At 54.7% G+C, this 17806-nt stretch carries 17 protein-coding genes; 6 read left to right on the forward strand and 11 right to left on the reverse strand.

Annotated elements, in window-relative coordinates; all coding sequences use genetic code 11:
• Positions 1-18: 18 nt before the first annotated feature.
• The 7 genes from addA to regB form a co-directional block, all read right to left on the reverse strand.
• A complete protein-coding gene (addA, locus tag Z946_RS0108390) occupies positions 19-3393 on the reverse strand; it encodes a double-strand break repair helicase AddA (protein ID WP_025055286.1) in 3375 nt (1124 codons plus the stop codon).
• Positions 3390-6356 carry a double-strand break repair protein AddB gene (gene addB / locus Z946_RS0108395; protein ID WP_025055287.1) on the reverse strand — a complete coding sequence of 989 codons (2967 nt, stop codon included), beginning with the start codon at positions 6354-6356 and terminating at the stop codon, positions 3390-3392. Before addB ends, addA begins: the two co-directional genes overlap by 4 nt.
• On the reverse strand, positions 6349-6987 hold the full coding sequence (locus tag Z946_RS0108400; protein ID WP_241461314.1) for a nucleotidyltransferase family protein: 639 nt from the start codon (positions 6985-6987) through the stop codon (positions 6349-6351). Before Z946_RS0108400 ends, addB begins: the two co-directional genes overlap by 8 nt.
• Positions 6988-7013: 26 nt before the next feature.
• Positions 7014-8021, reverse strand: coding sequence for an aminoglycoside phosphotransferase family protein (locus Z946_RS0108405; RefSeq protein WP_025055289.1), 1008 nt, complete (start codon positions 8019-8021; stop codon positions 7014-7016).
• The gene (gene tsaE / locus Z946_RS0108410) at positions 8021-8491 is read right to left on the reverse strand and encodes a tRNA (adenosine(37)-N6)-threonylcarbamoyltransferase complex ATPase subunit type 1 TsaE (protein WP_025055290.1); all 471 of its coding nucleotides are present in this window, start codon (positions 8489-8491) and stop codon (positions 8021-8023) included. The genes Z946_RS0108405 and tsaE overlap by 1 nt, the downstream gene beginning before the upstream one ends.
• A gap of 57 nt (positions 8492-8548) precedes the next feature.
• On the reverse strand, positions 8549-10030 hold the full coding sequence (locus Z946_RS0108415) for a PAS-domain containing protein (RefSeq protein WP_025055291.1): 1482 nt from the start codon (positions 10028-10030) through the stop codon (positions 8549-8551).
• Positions 10031-10127: 97 nt separating this feature from the next.
• On the reverse strand, positions 10128-11513 hold the full coding sequence (gene regB / locus Z946_RS0108420; protein WP_025055292.1) for a sensor histidine kinase RegB: 1386 nt from the start codon (positions 11511-11513) through the stop codon (positions 10128-10130).
• A 100-nt stretch (positions 11514-11613) separates the two neighbouring features.
• Here regB and Z946_RS0108425 point away from each other — a divergent pair, with 100 nt between their 5' ends.
• Together Z946_RS0108425 and Z946_RS0108430 are read left to right on the forward strand one after the other, a co-directional pair.
• Entirely contained in the window at positions 11614-12231 is a 618-nt protein-coding gene (locus tag Z946_RS0108425) for an SCO family protein (protein WP_025055293.1), read from the forward strand.
• A 69-nt stretch (positions 12232-12300) separates the two neighbouring features.
• Entirely contained in the window at positions 12301-12852 is a 552-nt protein-coding gene (locus Z946_RS0108430; RefSeq protein WP_025055294.1) for an ActR/PrrA/RegA family redox response regulator transcription factor, read from the forward strand.
• Between the two features lie 24 nt (positions 12853-12876).
• Here the strand turns inward: Z946_RS0108430 and Z946_RS0108435 are convergent, their stop codons facing one another.
• Both Z946_RS0108435 and Z946_RS0108440 read right to left on the reverse strand, forming a co-directional pair.
• Positions 12877-13362: a GNAT family N-acetyltransferase gene (locus Z946_RS0108435; protein WP_025055295.1), complete on the reverse strand. Its 486-nt coding sequence runs from the start codon at positions 13360-13362 to the stop codon at positions 12877-12879.
• Positions 13359-13955, reverse strand: a complete 597-nt coding sequence (locus Z946_RS0108440; RefSeq protein ID WP_025055296.1) for an HD domain-containing protein — start codon at positions 13953-13955, stop codon at positions 13359-13361. Before Z946_RS0108440 ends, Z946_RS0108435 begins: the two co-directional genes overlap by 4 nt.
• Positions 13956-14030: 75 nt before the next feature.
• On the opposite strand from Z946_RS0108440, the gene Z946_RS0108445 reads away from it, so the two are divergent.
• From Z946_RS0108445 to Z946_RS0108460, 4 genes are all read left to right on the forward strand, one after another.
• Positions 14031-14333: a hypothetical protein gene (locus tag Z946_RS0108445; protein WP_025055297.1), complete on the forward strand. Its 303-nt coding sequence runs from the start codon at positions 14031-14033 to the stop codon at positions 14331-14333.
• A gap of 90 nt (positions 14334-14423) precedes the next feature.
• Positions 14424-15812, forward strand: a complete 1389-nt coding sequence (gene ahcY / locus Z946_RS0108450) for an adenosylhomocysteinase (protein WP_025055298.1) — start codon at positions 14424-14426, stop codon at positions 15810-15812.
• Between the two features lie 57 nt (positions 15813-15869).
• On the forward strand, positions 15870-16307 hold the full coding sequence (locus Z946_RS0108455) for a DUF922 domain-containing protein (protein WP_025055299.1): 438 nt from the start codon (positions 15870-15872) through the stop codon (positions 16305-16307).
• A 190-nt stretch (positions 16308-16497) separates the two neighbouring features.
• Complete coding sequence (locus tag Z946_RS0108460) at positions 16498-16839, forward strand: DUF2853 family protein (RefSeq protein ID WP_025055300.1); 342 nt, start codon at positions 16498-16500, stop codon at positions 16837-16839.
• A gap of 274 nt (positions 16840-17113) precedes the next feature.
• Here the strand turns inward: Z946_RS0108460 and Z946_RS0108465 are convergent, their stop codons facing one another.
• Together Z946_RS0108465 and Z946_RS0108470 are read right to left on the reverse strand one after the other, a co-directional pair.
• Positions 17114-17533 carry an EVE domain-containing protein gene (locus Z946_RS0108465; protein WP_025055301.1) on the reverse strand — a complete coding sequence of 140 codons (420 nt, stop codon included), beginning with the start codon at positions 17531-17533 and terminating at the stop codon, positions 17114-17116.
• Positions 17533-17805, reverse strand: a complete 273-nt coding sequence (locus Z946_RS0108470; protein WP_025055302.1) for a YciI family protein — start codon at positions 17803-17805, stop codon at positions 17533-17535. The genes Z946_RS0108465 and Z946_RS0108470 overlap by 1 nt, the downstream gene beginning before the upstream one ends.
• Between the last annotated feature and the right edge of the window lies 1 nt (position 17806).

The following is a 17806-nucleotide window of genomic DNA, read 5'->3' on the forward strand; positions in this document are numbered from 1 at the left end:
TGTTGCGTTGGCCAGAACCTAAGAACGCGCACCTGCCGCGTCAAGGTGGGCTGATTGCCACATCGCATTTGTCACAAGATCGTTTGGCAACTTCATAAGCTGCGCTGTTCTGGTCCACAGGATCGCGGTTTCTACTCTGTGCTCGGGGTAGATTTGCGAAACCAACACGGCATAGGCGCCCATCTGTCGCAATATTCCATCGGGGCAGGTTTCAGGAGCGTCGGGAACAGTCCGGTTTGTTTTGAAGTCGACCAACAGGATGTGATCATCCGTTACCAAAAGGCGGTCTATGACGCCGTGCACACGTGTATTTCCAATGAGCCCGCTGACAGCTACTTCCGCCAAGGTTGCCGCGTCAAATATATGGGCGAGCTCACTCGCATCCAGCACGGCACGCGCTTCTGCCATCGCGGTTTGAGCAGTCTCAGGTGCGGCGTTTTCCGTCAGTTGATCGGCAACTACTGCCTGTGACTCGGCGTCCAGACCCGGCAGGTTCTCAAGCAATGTATGGACCAGCGTGCCATAGGCCATGGCGTATCCTGTATCCTCACCTGCCGCACCCGGTAGCGCTTTGGCTCCGCCAAGGTCTGATGGTGACAGGATAATTTTCTCGTGTGAGAAGATTGGAAGCGGTTCATCAAACACCGGATCAAGGTGTGGTATTTCAACGGTGGGTGCCGGACTGGTTTCAATAGAAAGCCCATCCCAGTCGCCCTCGGTAAAGCGCCTGATACCGTCAGTACCAACTTCCGTCGCGTTCAGCTGATCCATCGCCTGTGAGATCGTCTTGTACCAAGCATTCCCACTGTCAGAGACCTTTCCCGCAGCGGCAATAATCAGCCATTTTTCCGCTCGGGTTGTGGCGACATATAACAACCGCAGACGCTCGGCCAACTCCGCGTCCTTTACCTCGTCGAGGCGGTCTTTGATCACACGCGACTGTGCTGCAGCGGCGGGTTTCCAAATGGGTAGATCATCAATGTCGATTATGTTGTCCCGCACATCGATCTTTCGATCCTGCGTTTCCGGCAATATCACAATCGGCGCCTCAAGCCCCTTGGAGCCATGGACAGTCATCACCCTAATTTGATCTGACGCACTGTCGACCTGCCGTTTGATCTCAAGGTCATCTGTCTGGACCCATTCGATAAAGCCGGTCAGGCTGGGAATATCGTTTCTCTCATATGCAAGCGCTTGGGTCAGCAGCGCATTGATGCCGTCTTCTGCTTCCGAGCCCAACCGGGCGAGCAGCTTTTTCCGACCTGAATGGCGGGTCAAAATGCGTTCGATCAGATCATAAGGGCGCAGGAAGTCGATCTGGCTTCTTAGATCGTTCAAAACTTCCATCGTCGACGGAAAATCTTCTTTTCTGTCACGGACCGCCTGCCACAGGCTGCTCGACGTCCGGCGGTGCGCCAGATCGAAAAGCTCTTGTTCAGTCCAGCCGAAAAGCGGTGATTTGAGCGCTGTTGCAAGGGACAGACTATCATCAGGCGTGGCCAGAAAAGACAGCAGCGCGGCAAGATCCTTGACCGCAAGTTCGGCGCCAACCTTCAGCCTGTCAGCCCCCGCAATAGGAAGCTCGAGCGACTTGCAAGCGCGGATAATTTCGCTGAACAGCGTTGAACGTCTTTGGACGAGGATCAGAAAGTCGCCGGGCCGCACGGGGCGTTTGATGATCGTCCCCTTCGCTTGCCCGTCATCCGGAATGAAGTGTGAACCATCGGTGAGGCTTTTGATCTGCTCTGCAATCTTTCTTGCCAAAACAACGTTGTGGTTCTGTGCGCTGGGCCTGTCCAGCGGGTCAGTCCAATCGCGGTCTTCTTCGGTGTCAGAAACCTCAACCAAAGGCCAGAGATCAACGCGGCCGGGCAGGCTGTCCTTGAATGCGATGTGCTGTGACTGTTTTGCGATATCCGGCATGGTTTGTGGATCAAAAACAGTGTCTACAAAGCGCAATATCGCGCTTGAGGACCGGAAAGAATAATCAAGGCTTTGATGTTGAAACACCTCCCCGGCGTCTTGAATTTTGCGTTCAAACGTCAGACTGCGGCGGTCGAATTCCAGCGGGTCGGCACCTTGGAACGAATAGATCGACTGCTTTTTGTCACCAACGACAAAAAGAGTACGTTCCGCGCGTTCCCGTGCACCTGACCCGCTGTAAAACTCGTCTGTCAGCTTTTCGATAATGTCCCACTGCCGCGATGAGGTATCCTGCGCCTCATCGACCAGAATATGATCGATGCCGCCATCAATCCGGTAAAGGACCCATGCTGCGACAGCCTTGTCCAACAACAGCGCACGCGCCTTGAGAATGAGATCGTCAAAATCAAGCCAGCCCCGCACCTGCTTGGCCTTTGCATAGCGCGAAATGAACGACTGCGCGAAGCGATGCAAATCGATGGTCTGCTCGGCCGTCATGAGCGAAAGCCGCGCTTCTCGTGCGGCCTCAACGCGCATCATAAGCGTCTCCAACCTTGACTGATTAGGGCCAAGCACGCCCTGTGTCGGCTTGGTTGGAAACGTCCCGATCTTGGCGCTGAAAGGCTCGGCTGCATTGCCCTTTGTCAGAAACACATCTTCCAGGACGGGTAGAGCCGACAGATCAAACGAAGTGATATTTTTGAGTTTCTCACCAGCCTTTTTGTCGTTGCCCCCCTTCGCAATGAGGTGCGGAAGAATTTCGGCCATCAAATGCTGCTCGTCACCGACAAAAACCTGTTTTAGCAGTTCTTCGGCTGTCAGTTCTGCAGGCTGGCCCAGTCGGGTGAGTATCTCGGCGCGGGTCAGATCCTGTTGGAACGCGTCTCGTCTGTCCACCAGACGGCGGGTCAATTTGCTGAAATCGTTGTCGTTGTAAAGCGCAGCGAGCGCGGAAACGAGGTGCGCATCCGGTCCCTGCGCCATATCGTCGACAATGTCGGCCCTGAGCAGATCGGCGGCGCGGTCCTCGATCTCGGTGAATTGGGGGCTGACCCCAGCTTCTAACGGGAACCGTCGCAGTAACGATGCGCAGAAGGAGTGGATGGTCTGAATCTTCAATCCACCGGGTGTCTCAATCGCAAGCGCAAACAAGGTCCGTGCGCGACGCAATGCATCCCTATCCAGCGCGCCGCTGATGCCCAGTTCGGCCATCGCGTCGCGCAGTTCTGTGTCTTCCAGCATTGCCCATTCGCCAAGACGCTTGAACAACCTGTTCTGCATCTCTGACGCGGCGGCTTTGGTATAGGTGAGACACAGAATGTGCTGCGGCTCCACTTCGTTCAGCAGCAAGCGGGCAACCCTATCAGTCAGTACGCGTGTTTTTCCCGATCCTGCGTTTGCACCCAACCAAGTCGATGCATCGGGACGCGCTGCTTCGACCTGAGCGCGGGTGGCATCGTTCATAATCATGACAGGTCCTCCGGCTTGGCGATGGCAGTTCCATCCCATTCGCCATACCGGGCCAATTGATCGTAGTCGCCAGCCACTGCGTCTTCACGCGATAGCCTACGGGAAGTAAAACCCTGATCCGGTAAAAGGTAGGTGGCAATCAGCTCGTGTAGTCCGGCCAAAACCGCATGAGGCGGCTCTTCGGTCAGCGGTGCGGCGACTTCTTTGGAGGTCGCGCCAAGCCCGATGAAAATGGCATTCGCCACGTTCGCGGGACCAATCTCTGCAAAACCGCCTTCTTCGACCATCGCCGCTTCTAGCAGCAGTTGCTTATCAAAGAACTTCTGTTCTTTCTCGGACGGGGGTGTGCCGGTCTTGTAGTCGTAAATCAGAACATCACCATCATCTGTCCGGTCGATCCGGTCAGCATATCCAATCAAATCAAAATCAAGGTCTTCAAAGCGGTGCTTACCTTCTGCGGCCTTTTCAAAAAGCACCGGAGTTGAGAAACCTTGCCTGATTGTTTCTTTCTGAACGAACCAGTCGGCGATACGCTCAATCCTCGCTTGCCACATCAGACGTGCGGCGGGCCATGGGACGTCTTCTGCCAAAACGGCTTTCGTCACTTCCATAAGGTGGTCACGGGTCAGAAGGGTATGATCGGCGCGGATCGACTTGATGAAAACTTCGAAGACCCTGTGCACAACAATACCGCGCGAAAGCGCATCCGGCACCTGAACCAGCGGGTTTATCATACGGAGCCGAAGGCTATGTTTCGCGTAGATGGCGTAGGGATCGCGGATCAGTCTTTTGATCTCTGTAACCGACAACCTTTTGGGCCGCGCAGAAAGTGGTGGACGGGGCGATGGGCGATGCGCTGGCTCTACACTTTCGAATTGCTCCAGCGCTGTTGTCTGACCTAACCAGTATGCCCCGCGCTGGCGCATGGCATCCAAGGCCGCGCTGCCACGCTTCATCGGCAAACCGTTCAGCAGGTTCATCAATCGGTTCAGCCACCTTGAAGGTACAGTCTCCGCTTCATCGGACCTGATCGAGCGTGTAAGCCAGACTTCGGGCGCGGCTATTGCCTGCTGATAATCGTGCGCAGAAAGCCCGATACGTCGTTCAGGCAGCAGCATACCTGCCTGTAATCGCATTTGTCTATTCAACCACGGATCGGCCGGCGGCGCTTCTGGCCATGATCCATCGTTGAGACCGCCCATGATGACCAGGTCAGCGCCTTGCACACGCGCTTCTAGCGTTCCCCAAATCATTACACGGGGGTGCGGCCCTTCAACATCACGCACTTCTTCGCCGGCCAGAAGAGCGCCGACGAGATCGGCGTAATCCGCGGCTGACATCTCGCCGCCATGGACTGATTGCTCAACAAGGTTGTCAAAAACCTCCCGCGCTTTCTGTCCGGCTTTCTTCCGCCAAAGTTCGTGTTTTTCGTCTTGTGGTGCCCCTGCGGCAATTCTTTCGGCAAGCGCCAGATGCGCCTGTGTCCAGTCGTGCAATGAGTGTTCGGTTTTTGCCTGATGCCCGCAAAAGGTTTCGGCAACCCAATGGGCCCAATGCGTAAACGCCTCTGCGCTTTCCGGCTCATTAAACCTGCCAACCGTCGTGTTGATGATGCGTTCGATCCCTTCAGCATCCGGATAGGGCAAGCCGTTTCTGCGCACCTGCATCTCGAACAACTGGGTATTGAGCTGGTGCGTATTACGATCTTCGCCGCTATGGGTCAGCGGATGTTTGAGCAATGTCAGTAGAACTTCAGCATCCAGCTTTTGCGCGAACAAACTCCCCACATGCCGCAAAAACCGACCGGGAGGAGAGAGATGCAAGGGTGTCCCCGCACTGTCGTCGGGCAGAATGTTCCAGCGATCCAACGCCGAAGTCACCTGCCGTGTCAGCATACGGTCTGGCGTTATCAACGCGACGGTCTTCCCGTCCTCAACCGCTTTGCGCATTCGCATTGCGATTGTCAGCGCCTCTATCCGCGGCGTAGGCGCCTCCAACAACGTTATGTTCTCGGTTCCTCCTTCGATATCGTCAAGCTTGGGTCCTTGGGTAAGCCAGCTGTCCGTCACCGGTGCAGGACAAAGCGACAGAGACACCAACCGGTTTCGCGCAACAGAAGGCGGATCAATGTCCGTCCAACGCTCTATACGCGAGGCAGGTACGCCAAGCTGCTGCATCAAGGCATAGAACCGGTATTGCGGGTGATCCTCGGGCGGCTGTCTGTCCTTGAATGCCTGAAGGTCCGTCCATGGGACCTCCGCGTCGAAACCCGGCAAAATGACAGCGCCCTGAGGAAGCTTTGCGACCGCTTCCATCAACAGGGCGGTCGTTCCCCTTGACCCTGTTGAACCGGCAAGGATAACGGGGTTCGTCGGCGGACTACTTTCCCACGCCTCTGAAATTGCCAGTACCAGATTGCGTTGCCGTGCCTGTGCATCAGGGACCTGATCCATCTGGTTCAGATATTGCTGGGTGATCTCAAGAAACCGCTTTGCACGTTCCCAGTGGCCGGATTGGTCGCTCACATCCAGATCGGTGATCGCATCGGGGCTAACGCCTTCCCCCTGCATCTCATCTATCAGGGTGGCTAGGCTATCGGACAAAGCATAAAGGGAGGCGCGCGGTGCCAGATCACTATCCGCGTCCATGAGTTTTGAAACAAGCTGGGCCAGTTGAAGCCGCCTGCGGAGCGGCGCAATCGCCTTCGGAAGCGTGAGACCGGGGACCAGCATATCGAGATCGGTCAGCAACCTTATACGCGGCAGAAATCCTGGCGATCCGGCGTCGAACAGATCTTTCAAGCGCCGTTCCATCCGGCTGGTGTTCACGATCAGATCGATTTTAGCCATCGACTCGGGCGGCTGACCCATCGTGCGTTCGCGTAGTCCCGCCACAAGGGCTGCCGGAAAATCGACGCCCGGCGGCAGCCCGAAAACCCTGTGGCCGTCAGTTGGTTCAAACACGCCCCGCCCCCAACATGTCTTCGGCCATCTTGATGCCTGCAGGATGACCGACGTCGCACCACTGCCCCGGATAACGCAGCCCGAAAAGACGCTCTTCTTCCAACATCACGTTCCACAGCTGATTCAACGAGAATGAGGTTTCCTCAATTTGCTGCAGAAACTCGGTTTTGATAATTTGTATCCCGCCATAGACATTGCCATCACCACGTTCGATGCTGCCATTTTCTGTCAGGATAAAGTCTCCCGAACCGGTGTAGCCGACTGCCTGCCCCACTGGGACACAAACCAACAGTCCGTCCATAATATCGGGGTTCCATGCTTCTTTCAAAAGCGTGACCGGATTCGAACCGGACCAGATTGCATCGGTATTCATCGTCACAACAGGGACCGTGCCAAGTACGGGCAACGCATTCCGCAACCCGCCTCCGGTCTCAAGGATTTCCGGATGCTCGATGATGGTTTTGACACCTGTCGGTTCCAGATGCTTCACCAGCATATCTGCCTTGTAGTGAAGGTTGGCAGCAATCGGAGAACAACCTGCGTCCTGCGCCAGTGCCAGTGTATGATCGATCAGCGGCTTGCCGGCGACATGGATCATCGGTTTGGGCTTATCAGCGGTCAAGGCCTTCATACGCGTGCCAAAGCCGGCGGCGAACATCAGGGCTGGGAAGTGGCTTTCGGGCATTGTGCTTTGAGGCTTTCTAGAAATTCAGGCGTCGGATGAGGGAGCGCATTGCCCAGAAAATCCCGCATTGGCGCGAGGTCGGGATGGGCAAGATTGCGCTGGATATAATCCCAGACGCGGGGAATAAAATCCAGATACTGCGGTTTCCCATCGCGTAAACAAAGACGGGCGAAAATGCCAAGGATGCGCAGGTTTCTTTGTAGTCCCAGAATGGCGTAGGCACGTTCGAATGACCGAAGATCATCATCTGCCAAAGAAAGATAGTAGTTCAGCAAATCACGCTCTACCCCGGGCGATACATCTCGCCGTGCGTCTTGCAGGATCGACACAAGATCATAGGCAGGGTGCCCGATCATCGCGTCCTGAAAATCAAGTAAACCCACTGATTTCACCCCGTCACGTTCGGGCAATTGCAGAAGGTTCTGCGCGTGATAGTCACGCATGATCAAGACGGGCTGACGGCTGTTTACGTCTTCTGCGAGGGGACGAAATAGATTGGCAAACCGGTTCATGCCACCATTGTCCTGTGCATACCATTCGAAGACCGGTTCGGTCATGTCTATCAGCCATTGCGCATCGCACAGCGGCAGATCGGGTAAGGGTGCACCGCGAAGATGCAACAACACATCCAACGCGGATTGATAAAGCGCGGCTTCCTGCGTGCTGTCTTGCGCCATCAGGCTGGCAAAAAGGGCATCGCCGAAATCCTCGATCACCAGAAGACCAGCCAAGGCATCCTGGTGATAAATTTCCGGCGCACTTAACCCCAGTTTCCTAAGATGGTCCGCAATGGCGACAAACGGCCGGACGTCTTCGCCCCGCTCTGGCGGTGCATCCATTAATATTGCAGTGCGTCCGTCCTGATGGGTCAGCCGCTCATATCGACGGTTGGACGCGTCACCGGCGACAGTCTCGCGTTGCGCATTCTGCCATTCGGTCTGATCCAGAAATGCTGCGATTTCTCGCTCTCTGCTTTTCACTATTCCCAGACCTTTAGTTTCATGTCCCAGCGCGGATCGCTCCACGTGGCATCTAATGTCCGGCTTTCGTCATCTTCACCAGACCCGAGAGTAATGTTCAGAGCATGGGTCGGGGCCAGCGGACCCAGACGGTCGGGCCACTCCACCAAACAGATTTCTGTCTCGAACGCATCGACCAGACCCAGCTCTTCGATCTCGTAAAGGGATGTGAGCCGGTAGAGGTCGGCATGCCAGATATCGACATCGCCGCAAGGATAGGTTTGAACCAAGGTGAAAGTTGGCGAAGGCACGTCTTCGTCCCGACCGAGCATGTTCTTGATTAACGAACGGGCAAAGTGGGTTTTCCCTGCGCCGACATCCCCTGTCAGCAAAATCACGTCTCCGCCCGTCAGCACCGTTGAAAGGTCCTTGGCAAAATCGGCGGTTTCATCCGCTGATTTGAGATTGGTTTTGTAACTGCGGATCACCATGGCATATCGTGCCAATGCGGTTGACGCTCTGCAAGCCGAAAGGTGACCGCTAGACGCTTAAAGAACGGCCAGATCCAGCGGCTTTGTCATAGCCTTTGTGCCCATGACGGTGAACTGTATCAACGTGGCTTCAGTAGGAAGGCCGCGCAGCGTGCACCGGACTTCCCGACCATCATTCATCTGCAGCTGGATCTGCCGCGTAACGGATGTCCCCAGCGTCGCGCAAAACGTCCGTATTTCACTCCAGCCGATGCCGGCGACCGATTTCTGCGACCAAAGCTCAAGCGCGTCTTCTAATGTCACATCGGCAAAGGCGGCATCGGGGTTTTGGCCCCAGAGCGTCCGGTAGGTCGCATTGGAGAACGTCAGCACACCGGAATTGGAAAACACCACAAGCGCGTCATCAACGCTGTCGAGCAGGACCTCGAACTGTTCGACCTCCGCGCGGTAGCTGCGGGCCATCGTAACTTCAGCACTGATATCCTCGATCAGGAATGCGGTTGCACCGTCGGGGTGCGGTCGCCCCTGAACAGTGTAGGTCCGTCCATCGGCCAGCGTCCAGGTTTCGCGGTATTGTCCGCCAGATGCTGCTGCAATGACTTCAGCAATGTCCTGACGCCAGTTTTTATAATTCTTCGGTTCGGGCATGCGCCGGTTTTCACGCAGGGCATCAAAGAAAGAGAGCATTGTAGGGCGGGTAGCCAGAAATGTGGCTTGAAGGTCTGTCAGGTCAACCAGTGCGGGATTGAAGATGCTTAGCTGTCCCTTGTCGTCAAAAATTGCCAGTCCGATTGACAGGTGCGCAAAGGTTTTTGCCAGTGTCTGAACAAACGTGCGCTGCGCTTCTTCGGCATGCATCAAGGTCGTCACACGGGTCGCGTGGTGCATCGTGCCGCGTTCTGAAAAATGGGCGCTGACTTCGTACCATTCCTGACGGCCACTTGCGTCGAATATCGGAAGCCGTTTCGGAGCGGTATCAAGGGGAACGTTGAATTCTGCGATAGCGCCTTTGTGATTTCGTTCGAGGCTGTCGTAGGCCGGGTTGGACCAGATCACCCTCCCCTGATGATCAACTTCCCACGCGGGATGGGCCAAAGTTTGCGCGCATTGTTCAAGTGTGCCGGTGTCGTGAAGTTGTTTACGGGGTTTGGTTTCGGGCTGTTCCGAAAGTGTTACCCAGCAAAACCCGTCGCGCCATTTCACTTTGACTTGGGAAGGATCGTCCGGATCCTGCGGCAATAGCGCCATGCTGCCTGATGCACCCGAGCCGGACGTTTCGGGGAAATCGGGAAACCTTGGCAAGAGGGCGTCACGCAGGTCGTCCCAGACGTGGGTGCCGGGTAACAGGGAAAATTTGCTAAGCGCAGCGAAGGTGCCATGATGCAGCACGCCGTTGTCGAAAAGTAGGGCAACCGGATCGGTATCAGTCAAATCGACCGCTACGGATCCTGATCGCGGCACAATCAAAAACCGCACAGCGAAAGCAGCAGTTAGCCCCGCGCATAAAACGATCAGAATAATATCCAAGAGGTTCAACATGACTGTCCCTTCGCCTGCTCACCTTTAGACATCCACCAAAAGGTGAACAGGTTAATGAGTGGTTAAAGAATTGCGCCTGTTGTTAATAATCAGCTTATTAAGCAACGATCTGTTGATTTTCTCCGATGCCTTGCCGGTCAGGGTCCGTCTCCGGCATAAGTGCGGTGCGTGGCCAGATAACTTCGACCACAGCGCCGATTGCCGCAGAGCCCTGACCATCCTCCGAGCCGTTTGCAAACCGCAACCGTGCGCCCGACCGCTCCAGCAGGGTTTTTGCGATGAAAAGTCCCAGACCCATGCCTTCGTATTCCGGTCTGATCACGCCTGTCTGCTCCGACCGGCGTTCGCGCATAAAGGGATCACCAAGGCGGCCGATAATATGCAAAGGAAAGCCGGCACCATCATCAATGATACGAATCGAAATTGTGTCTTCGGACCAGCTTGATTCAACCCAGACTGTCGTTTCTGCAAAATCGACGGCGTTCTGGATCAGGTTACGCAGGCCGTGAATGACCTCGGGCTTCCGGACGATAATCGGTTGCTGCCTGCGCTGGGCGGCACCGCCCGTTTGTGTCAGAACGACGGCTTTGCCTCTGTCCATATGGGGGGCAGCGGATTCGTCGATAACTGCCTCAAGTGGCGCGCGGCGCAAATGCAGGTCGTCCTTACCCGCCTGCCCCATGTCGCGCAGAATATCACGACAGCGGTCCGCCTGATCGCGGATCAGCGCGGCATCTTCTGCCAGATCTGGCTGATCCTTGAGGTCGTTCAAAAGCTCGGCGCTGGCAAGCTTGATGGTCGCCAGCGGCGTTCCCAACTCATGCGCAGCAGCGGCAACAACACCGCCCAAATCAGTGAGCTTTTGTTCCCGAGAAAGCGCCATCTGGGTCGCCGCCAGCGCGTCTCCCATTGAGTGTACCTCGGTCGTGACACGGCGCGAATAAGCGCTGGTAAAGACGATCGCGATAACAAGCGCCGTCCATTGCCCGAATATGAAAAGCGTCGGTATTTTCAGCACGTCACCTGCCCGCGTTGTAAGAGGCAGGTGATCGACAGCAAGGATGGACACCAGAACAATCGCAACAGAGCACAACAGCAGTGTTGACCGCAGGCTGAGCGCGGTGGCCGATATCGTGACCGGCCCAAGTAGAAGCAAGGCAAACGGGTTGTTCAGTCCTCCGGTCAGATACAACAAGAACGCGATCTGCATCAGATCGAAGGTGATCATCGATAGGTTCTCAAGTTCCGATAGCCGCTTGTTCTGGGGGAATACAAAGGTCGCAACCAAGTTCGCGATAACCGACGCACCGATGGCAAGATAACACCAGCCAAGTTCAAGCTGGATGCCGTACAGCACTTGCGCCACGCTGATGGCAATCAACTGTCCGGCAATCGCCACCCACCTTAACAGGATCATGGTGCGCAAGCGGATCCAGTTTGCCCGCGTGCGGCCTGTAAGAGGCCTGATCGTTGGCTGCGTCATCTAAGCACCATTTGTTTATTCGCTGTTGTCTTTGCAGTGATGTAGCGTAGGTCTGCACCAATTCACGATCAAGAGCGCGCCAGAGCGCAGGAGCTTTCCGATGAACCGCATTATACCCATTGCTGCAGTCTCCGTCACAGCCGTTTTCCTTTTGGGAATGGTCTGGATGTCATCACAGAATACTGGCGAGGCAGAAGACCAATTTGCGCAGTGTCGTGCGTCGACCGTCGCAGGGGAAATCGGCGGCCCCTTCGAGTTGGTAAATGCGCGAGGCGAGACGGTGACAGACAAGGACGTCATCACAGAGCCGTCGTTGATCTACTTCGGTTATACCTTCTGCCCTGATATCTGCCCGCTGGACGTAGACCGGAACGCATCAGCCATCGAATTGCTCGAAGAGCGCGGAAAAATGGTGACACCGGTCTTCATCACCATCGACCCTGAACGTGATACAAGCGAAGTGGTGGGTGATTTTGCGGATGCGATGCACCCGCGCATGGTTGGACTGACCGGATCACCGGAGCAGGTTAAGGCGGCGAGCGAAGCCTACCGAACTTATTACAAGGCGCATCCTGCCGTAGATGGTGAATATCTGGTTGATCACTCCACCTTCAGCTATCTCGTGATGCCTGAAATCGGCTTTGTCGAATATTTCCGTCGAGAACTCCCGCCGGAACAGATGGCGGATGCGATCGGCTGTTTTATCGACAAGCTATAGCGCATTTGACCTGTTCGCCCTCTGCACCATATTCAAAGGAAGTAGGATAATGAATGTGAGCGCACCGAAGTGACACAAGAATTGACAGACCTCGGCCCCGACAAATCACTGCTTTTGGTAGATGACGACGAACCGTTTCTGCGTCGCCTTGCCAAGGCAATGGAAAAACGCGGTTTCGAGGTTGAAACCGCAGATTGCGTAGCGGCCGGTCGGGCAATTGCGACGGCGCGGCCTCCGGCATATGCGGTGATCGACTTGCGGCTTGAGGACGGGAACGGTCTGGATGTCGTTGAAGTCCTGCGCGAACGCCGGGAGGACGCACGTGTTGTTGTGCTAACGGGGTACGGTGCGATTGCAACTGCGGTTGCTGCGGTCAAGATTGGTGCCACGGATTATCTATCGAAACCAGCGGACGCTAACGACATCACGAATGCCTTGTTGGCGACCGGAGATGATCTGCCGCCGCCCCCTGAAAACCCGATGAGCGCGGACCGCGTGAGATGGGAGCACATCCAACGGGTTTACGAGTTGTGCGATCGAAACGTGTCGGAAACGGCGCGCCGGCTGAATATGCACAGACGTACGTTGCAGCGTATTTTGGCGAAACGCTCACCGCGGTGATTGGCCATCCCAGCGTATGAAAACCTAAAGGTCGTAACGCTTGAGGATCTTATCTACGATTTGCCCGTCACCCATCCGGTAATTCTCAACGCGGCCATAGTCCTGAAAGCCGCGACTTTGATAGTAGATTAGCCCACCTTCGTTATCCGCACGGATGTTGGCATTGATCCAAACATAACCAAGCGATTTGGCCGCACGGCGCGTGGCCTCAAAAAGCGCGGAGCCAATTCCCAAACCGGTTTGACCGATCTGCACAAAAGTGGCGATATTCGCAGCCTCGGGCGGTAAGGAGCTTTCGGGCTCTATCCATTGAAAGCCGACAATCTTTTCCTGCGCATCAACTGCTACATGCCACGCTGATCGCTCCGGCGCGAATTCCATCCATTCTGCCAGATCATCACCCTTTACCGACCGTGTCAGCGCGGTGGTTCCACCCGCTTCTATGATGGCATTCAGCAGATGCGCCATATGCGGATAATCCAGCGTAATCGGGCTGCGAACTTTGATCATGCCATCGCTTTCAGCAGCGCTGCGTGACGATTGGTGAAATCGTTACGCGCCTGAACAGGAGGTCGCAGGACAATATTAAGATCAGCGATGAGATCAGGGTCGGGGCGACCGAAAAACCGGTCCGATTCAACTTTTGAAAATCCGGCAATTTGCGTGGCTTCCATCCATGCACTTACCTTGTCAGCCTTTTTAATCTGCTTTTTGATGCTGACAGGTATCTGTGCGGGTAGCCCAAAGCGCAGATGTATTGCAGCAGTCAACCTGTCATCCAGCGCGCCATAATCCGGGCCTACGGCTGCTTTCACAGGCGAGATCATATCACCGATCACATATTCCGGCGCATCATGCAGCAGGGCGGCCAGTCGCCATTTTGCGGGGGCATTCGGGTTTGTCCGGCCAAAGATCTCTTCGACCAGAAGCGAATGTTCTGCCACTGAATAGGCATAGTCACCCTTAGTCTGGCCGTTCCAGCGCGCCACAAATGCCAGACCGTGGGCAATATCTTCAATTTCAATGTCGACAGGTGTGGGATCAAGCAGATCAAGCCTGCGTCCTGACAACATCCGCTGCCATGCTCTGGGTGGCTGTGCCATGTTCACGACCTCGTGTTCGTTAACTCATTGGAACTATTTCGCGACTTCGGTGTTTGTCTCACGAAGGAGAAAACGATGAAACTGTTTATATCAGCGCTTGCCATAATCTCGGGATTGACCACTGCGACACAGGTCGCGGCGGAGCAGCAGGTTTGTATGCCGGCCGCTGAAATGAAGGCGTCGTTGATTGACTGGTACGGTGAAACACCGGTCGCAGAGCCGACAGCAGCCAAAGAACAACTTTGGGCATCAAAGCACACCGGTACCTGGACGTTGGTTAAAACTCTTTCAGACGGATATGCATGTGTCGTTGCACAGGGTGATGATTGGACACTCTCATCACAAGACAACGACATCGTTGCGCAATTGGGTGATTAAGTAACTGGTATCCATGCGGCACCATATGATGTTGAGAGAACGACCCAGAAGTGTTAAGCGGCGCTCAAACATCCCAGATGAGGTGCCTCCATGGCCAACGACTATATCGTCAAAGACATCAATCTAGCCGCTTACGGGCGTAAGGAACTCGATATCGCTGAAACAGAGATGCCGGGCCTTATGGCGTTGCGGGACGAGTACGGCGAAAGCAAGCCGTTGAAAGGCGCGCGGATCGTTGGTTCGCTGCATATGACTGTCCAGACCGCTGTTCTGATTGAAACGCTTGTTGCCCTGGGTGCAGATGTGCGCTGGGCATCCTGCAACATCTTCTCAACCCAAGATCATGCTGCCGCTGTAATCGCTGAATCCGGTGTGCCTGTGTTCGCGATCAAGGGTCAGTCCTTGGAAGAGCATTGGGACTATCTTGATAAGTCCTTCATGTTTGAAGAAGGCCCGAACCTTATTCTTGACGATGGCGGCGACGCAACTCTCTACATCCTTTTGGGTGCACGTGCCGAAGCAGGCGAGGATATAATCGCGGTACCAACTTCCGAAGAAGAGGAAGTCATCAAGGCGCAGATCAAAAAGCGTATGGAAGCATCACCCGGTTGGTTCACCAAGATGCGTGACCAGATCAAAGGTGTATCCGAAGAAACCACGACAGGCGTACACCGTTTGTACGATCTTAAAAAACAGGGCCAGCTCCCCTTCCCTGCAATCAATGTAAACGACTCCGTGACCAAATCGAAGTTCGACAACAAGTACGGCTGTAAGGAATCTCTGGTCGATGGCATCCGTCGTGCGACAGACACGATGATGGCCGGCAAGGTTGCGGTTGTCATGGGTTACGGCGACGTTGGTAAAGGGTCAGCGGCATCCCTGGCAGGCGCCGGCGCGCGTGTGAAGGTGACAGAAGTTGATCCGATTTGCGCCTTGCAGGCCGCGATGGACGGTTTCGAGGTGGTCCTGCTTGAGGACGTTGTTGGAACAGCCGATATTTTCATCACCACGACCGGCAACAAAGACGTGATCCGCATCGAGCATATGCGCGAGATGAAGGACATGGCGATTGTTGGCAATATCGGTCACTTCGATAATGAAATTCAGGTGGCAAGCCTGAAGAACCACAAGTGGACCAACGTCAAAGAACAGGTCGATATGATCGAGATGCCGAACGGCAACCGTTTGATCCTGTTGTCCGAAGGACGTCTTTTGAACCTTGGTAACGCGACCGGCCACCCGTCATTCGTGATGTCTGCATCTTTCACAAATCAGGTGCTTGCACAGATCGAACTGTGGGAGAACACGGACAAGTATACCAACGATGTCTACATCCTGCCAAAGCATCTTGATGAAAAGGTCGCGCGTCTGCATCTGGACCGTATCGGCGTAAAGCTGAGCAAGCTCGACCCTGAACAAGCCTCTTATATCGGCGTATCGCCCGACGGCCCGTTCAAGCCTGAGCATTACCGGTATTAAGCTGGTCCCATGAGGGCACCAAGACGCACCTCGTGGATACTTATTGCAGCGCTGGGGATGGCTATATCTCCGGCGCTGGCTGCAGGGCCGAAAATCACTGAAGTCAATCAGGTCTATCTCGTCAGCGCGCTCACGCCCAAAGCCCTCATTCGTGAATTTCGCAAGAAAGGTCCGAAGGGCTTTACCGCTCTTACGAATTGGGAAGTAAGGTGGGACGCTGCCTGCAATGTCGAACTTACTCTGACGTATACATTGCCCAAACACACTAATCCCCAAGCAATGACCGCCGATGTCCGCGCATCTTTTGACCGGATGATGGCGAACCTTCTTGTTCATGAACGCAAACACGGACAACACGGCATCAACGCCGCGCAAGAAGTTAAGCTCGCGGGGTGCAAGAACGCAGCACCTATCATCCGTAAATACATCCGTGCCGACCGTGAGCTGGATCGCCGCACCAAGAATGGCCGCACTGACGGTGTGATCCTTAAATAGAGGTTTGAGGCTTCGCCGTTCGAGTTGATTGATACCGACGAAAACCTCTTCCATCCGGCAGTCATATGGTGGGGTTCTCTGACAGTGGGAGATATCGGCGAATTTTCCCTTTGTACCCGCAACATTAGCCTTTAGGGTCGCCAGCAAGATCAGACAGGCTGATCAGATTATTAAAACTGGGAGATTTTCGATGGGTAAACGGGATGATTGGATCGCAAAGTATGCGGAAGATCTGGAGAACAAATGCGGCATGAAGCCTGATATGGACCTTTTGACAAAGGTGACCATCGGCTGCGGTCCTTCGATCTATAACGCCGATGCACAGACCGTTGCTGGCAGCCAGAAAGACGAACTTGAGACCGTCAAAAAGAACTTTCTGATGAAGAAACTGGGACTTCCCGATGGACCGAACCTGATGGAAGCGATCCAGGAATCGATTGAGACTTACGGCAAGTCGGAACGAAACAAGTATCGCGCCGTGATCTATTACATGCTGACGAAGAAGTTCGGTAAAGAATCTGTTTACGGCTAACTGCCTGACGATCATGAACTTTGAATGCCCGCACATTTAGTCGCGGGCATTTCTGTTTTGGGATAATGTTTAACTATCAAATACTTGGTCTAATCTGTGTTCTTTGGTATGAACAACGGGTGGCCAGGACGGCCAGAACAGATTTCTATACGTGTGCGGTGGTTTAGGGAGCACGCGGGGTGAGAAAGGGTTCTGGCAGTCATGTCAGAACCCTTTTTTGATCCGATCAGCGATGTTTCGCGCCCAATCCGCTGTTTTTCAAGAAAGCCTGAAGCTAGGGATCTGTATTTCCCATTTCGCAAACCCTGCGCCACTCCGCGTCAGTAACCGGTTGAACAGACAGGCGGGAGTTCTTGACCAGTATCATATCCTCAAGCGCAGGCTCTGCTTTGATCTGATCCAAGGTGACGGGTGTGATGAAGGGACGTACCGCTTTGATGTCGACACATTCCCACCGCTCATCATCGGTCGTGCTGTCAGGATGTGCTTCTTTGACGACCTCAACGATGCCCACCACGGATTTTTCTTTCATTGAGTGATAGAAAAAACCCAAATCACCGACACGCATATCTCTCATGAAGTTACGCGCCTGATAATTTCGGACACCATCCCACTCTTCACCCGTATCACCCTTGGCGACCTGTTCTTTCCAACCCCAGGTATTCGGCTCTGACTTGAACAACCAGTAGGCCATTACCCGATCACCTTGTTCCAATGTGTTAGTTTGACCGATTGAAACAGACCCGCCTTGCCGTAAGGATCGTTAGCCACCCAATTCTCGGCTGTGGCCATGTCGGGCACATCCAGAATGATAAGGGATCCGATCATCCCGCCCTCATTGTTCAAAAGCGGGCCAGCCTGCGCGACGTGCGCGCTGGACTTGAGATACTCTAAATGGGCAGGCCGGTTTTCCTGCCGGATTGGCAAGCTGTCGGGTTTATCATGCGCGATCAAAGCAATAAGCATT

Origin of the sequence: Sulfitobacter noctilucicola (genome assembly GCF_000622385.1) — a bacterium.
GTDB classification, from domain to species: Bacteria; Pseudomonadota; Alphaproteobacteria; order Rhodobacterales; family Rhodobacteraceae; genus Sulfitobacter; species Sulfitobacter noctilucicola.

Excerpts from the sequence above, each read along its gene's own strand:
- Z946_RS0108470 (WP_025055302.1), bottom strand. The coding sequence starts at position 17,805 with ATGCTTATTGCTTTGATCGCGCATGATAAACCCGACAGCTTGCCAATC.
- Z946_RS0108455 (WP_025055299.1), top strand. The coding sequence starts at position 15,870 with ATGGCTATATCTCCGGCGCTGGCTGCAGGGCCGAAAATCACTGAAGTC.
- Z946_RS0108465 (WP_025055301.1), bottom strand. The coding sequence starts at position 17,533 with ATGGCCTACTGGTTGTTCAAGTCAGAGCCGAATACCTGGGGTTGGAAA.
- Z946_RS0108435 (WP_025055295.1), bottom strand. The coding sequence starts at position 13,362 with ATGATCAAAGTTCGCAGCCCGATTACGCTGGATTATCCGCATATGGCG.
- Z946_RS0108460 (WP_025055300.1), top strand. The coding sequence starts at position 16,498 with ATGGGTAAACGGGATGATTGGATCGCAAAGTATGCGGAAGATCTGGAG.
- Z946_RS0108425 (WP_025055293.1), top strand. The coding sequence starts at position 11,614 with ATGAACCGCATTATACCCATTGCTGCAGTCTCCGTCACAGCCGTTTTC.
- Z946_RS0108415 (WP_025055291.1), bottom strand. The coding sequence starts at position 10,030 with ATGTTGAACCTCTTGGATATTATTCTGATCGTTTTATGCGCGGGGCTA.
- Z946_RS0108440 (WP_025055296.1), bottom strand. The coding sequence starts at position 13,955 with ATGGCACAGCCACCCAGAGCATGGCAGCGGATGTTGTCAGGACGCAGG.
- Z946_RS0108445 (WP_025055297.1), top strand. The coding sequence starts at position 14,031 with ATGAAACTGTTTATATCAGCGCTTGCCATAATCTCGGGATTGACCACT.
- regB (WP_025055292.1), bottom strand. The coding sequence starts at position 11,513 with ATGACGCAGCCAACGATCAGGCCTCTTACAGGCCGCACGCGGGCAAAC.
- ahcY (WP_025055298.1), top strand. The coding sequence starts at position 14,424 with ATGGCCAACGACTATATCGTCAAAGACATCAATCTAGCCGCTTACGGG.
- Z946_RS0108400 (WP_241461314.1), bottom strand. The coding sequence starts at position 6,987 with ATGAAGGCCTTGACCGCTGATAAGCCCAAACCGATGATCCATGTCGCC.
- addA (WP_025055286.1), bottom strand. The coding sequence starts at position 3,393 with ATGATTATGAACGATGCCACCCGCGCTCAGGTCGAAGCAGCGCGTCCC.
- tsaE (WP_025055290.1), bottom strand. The coding sequence starts at position 8,491 with ATGGTGATCCGCAGTTACAAAACCAATCTCAAATCAGCGGATGAAACC.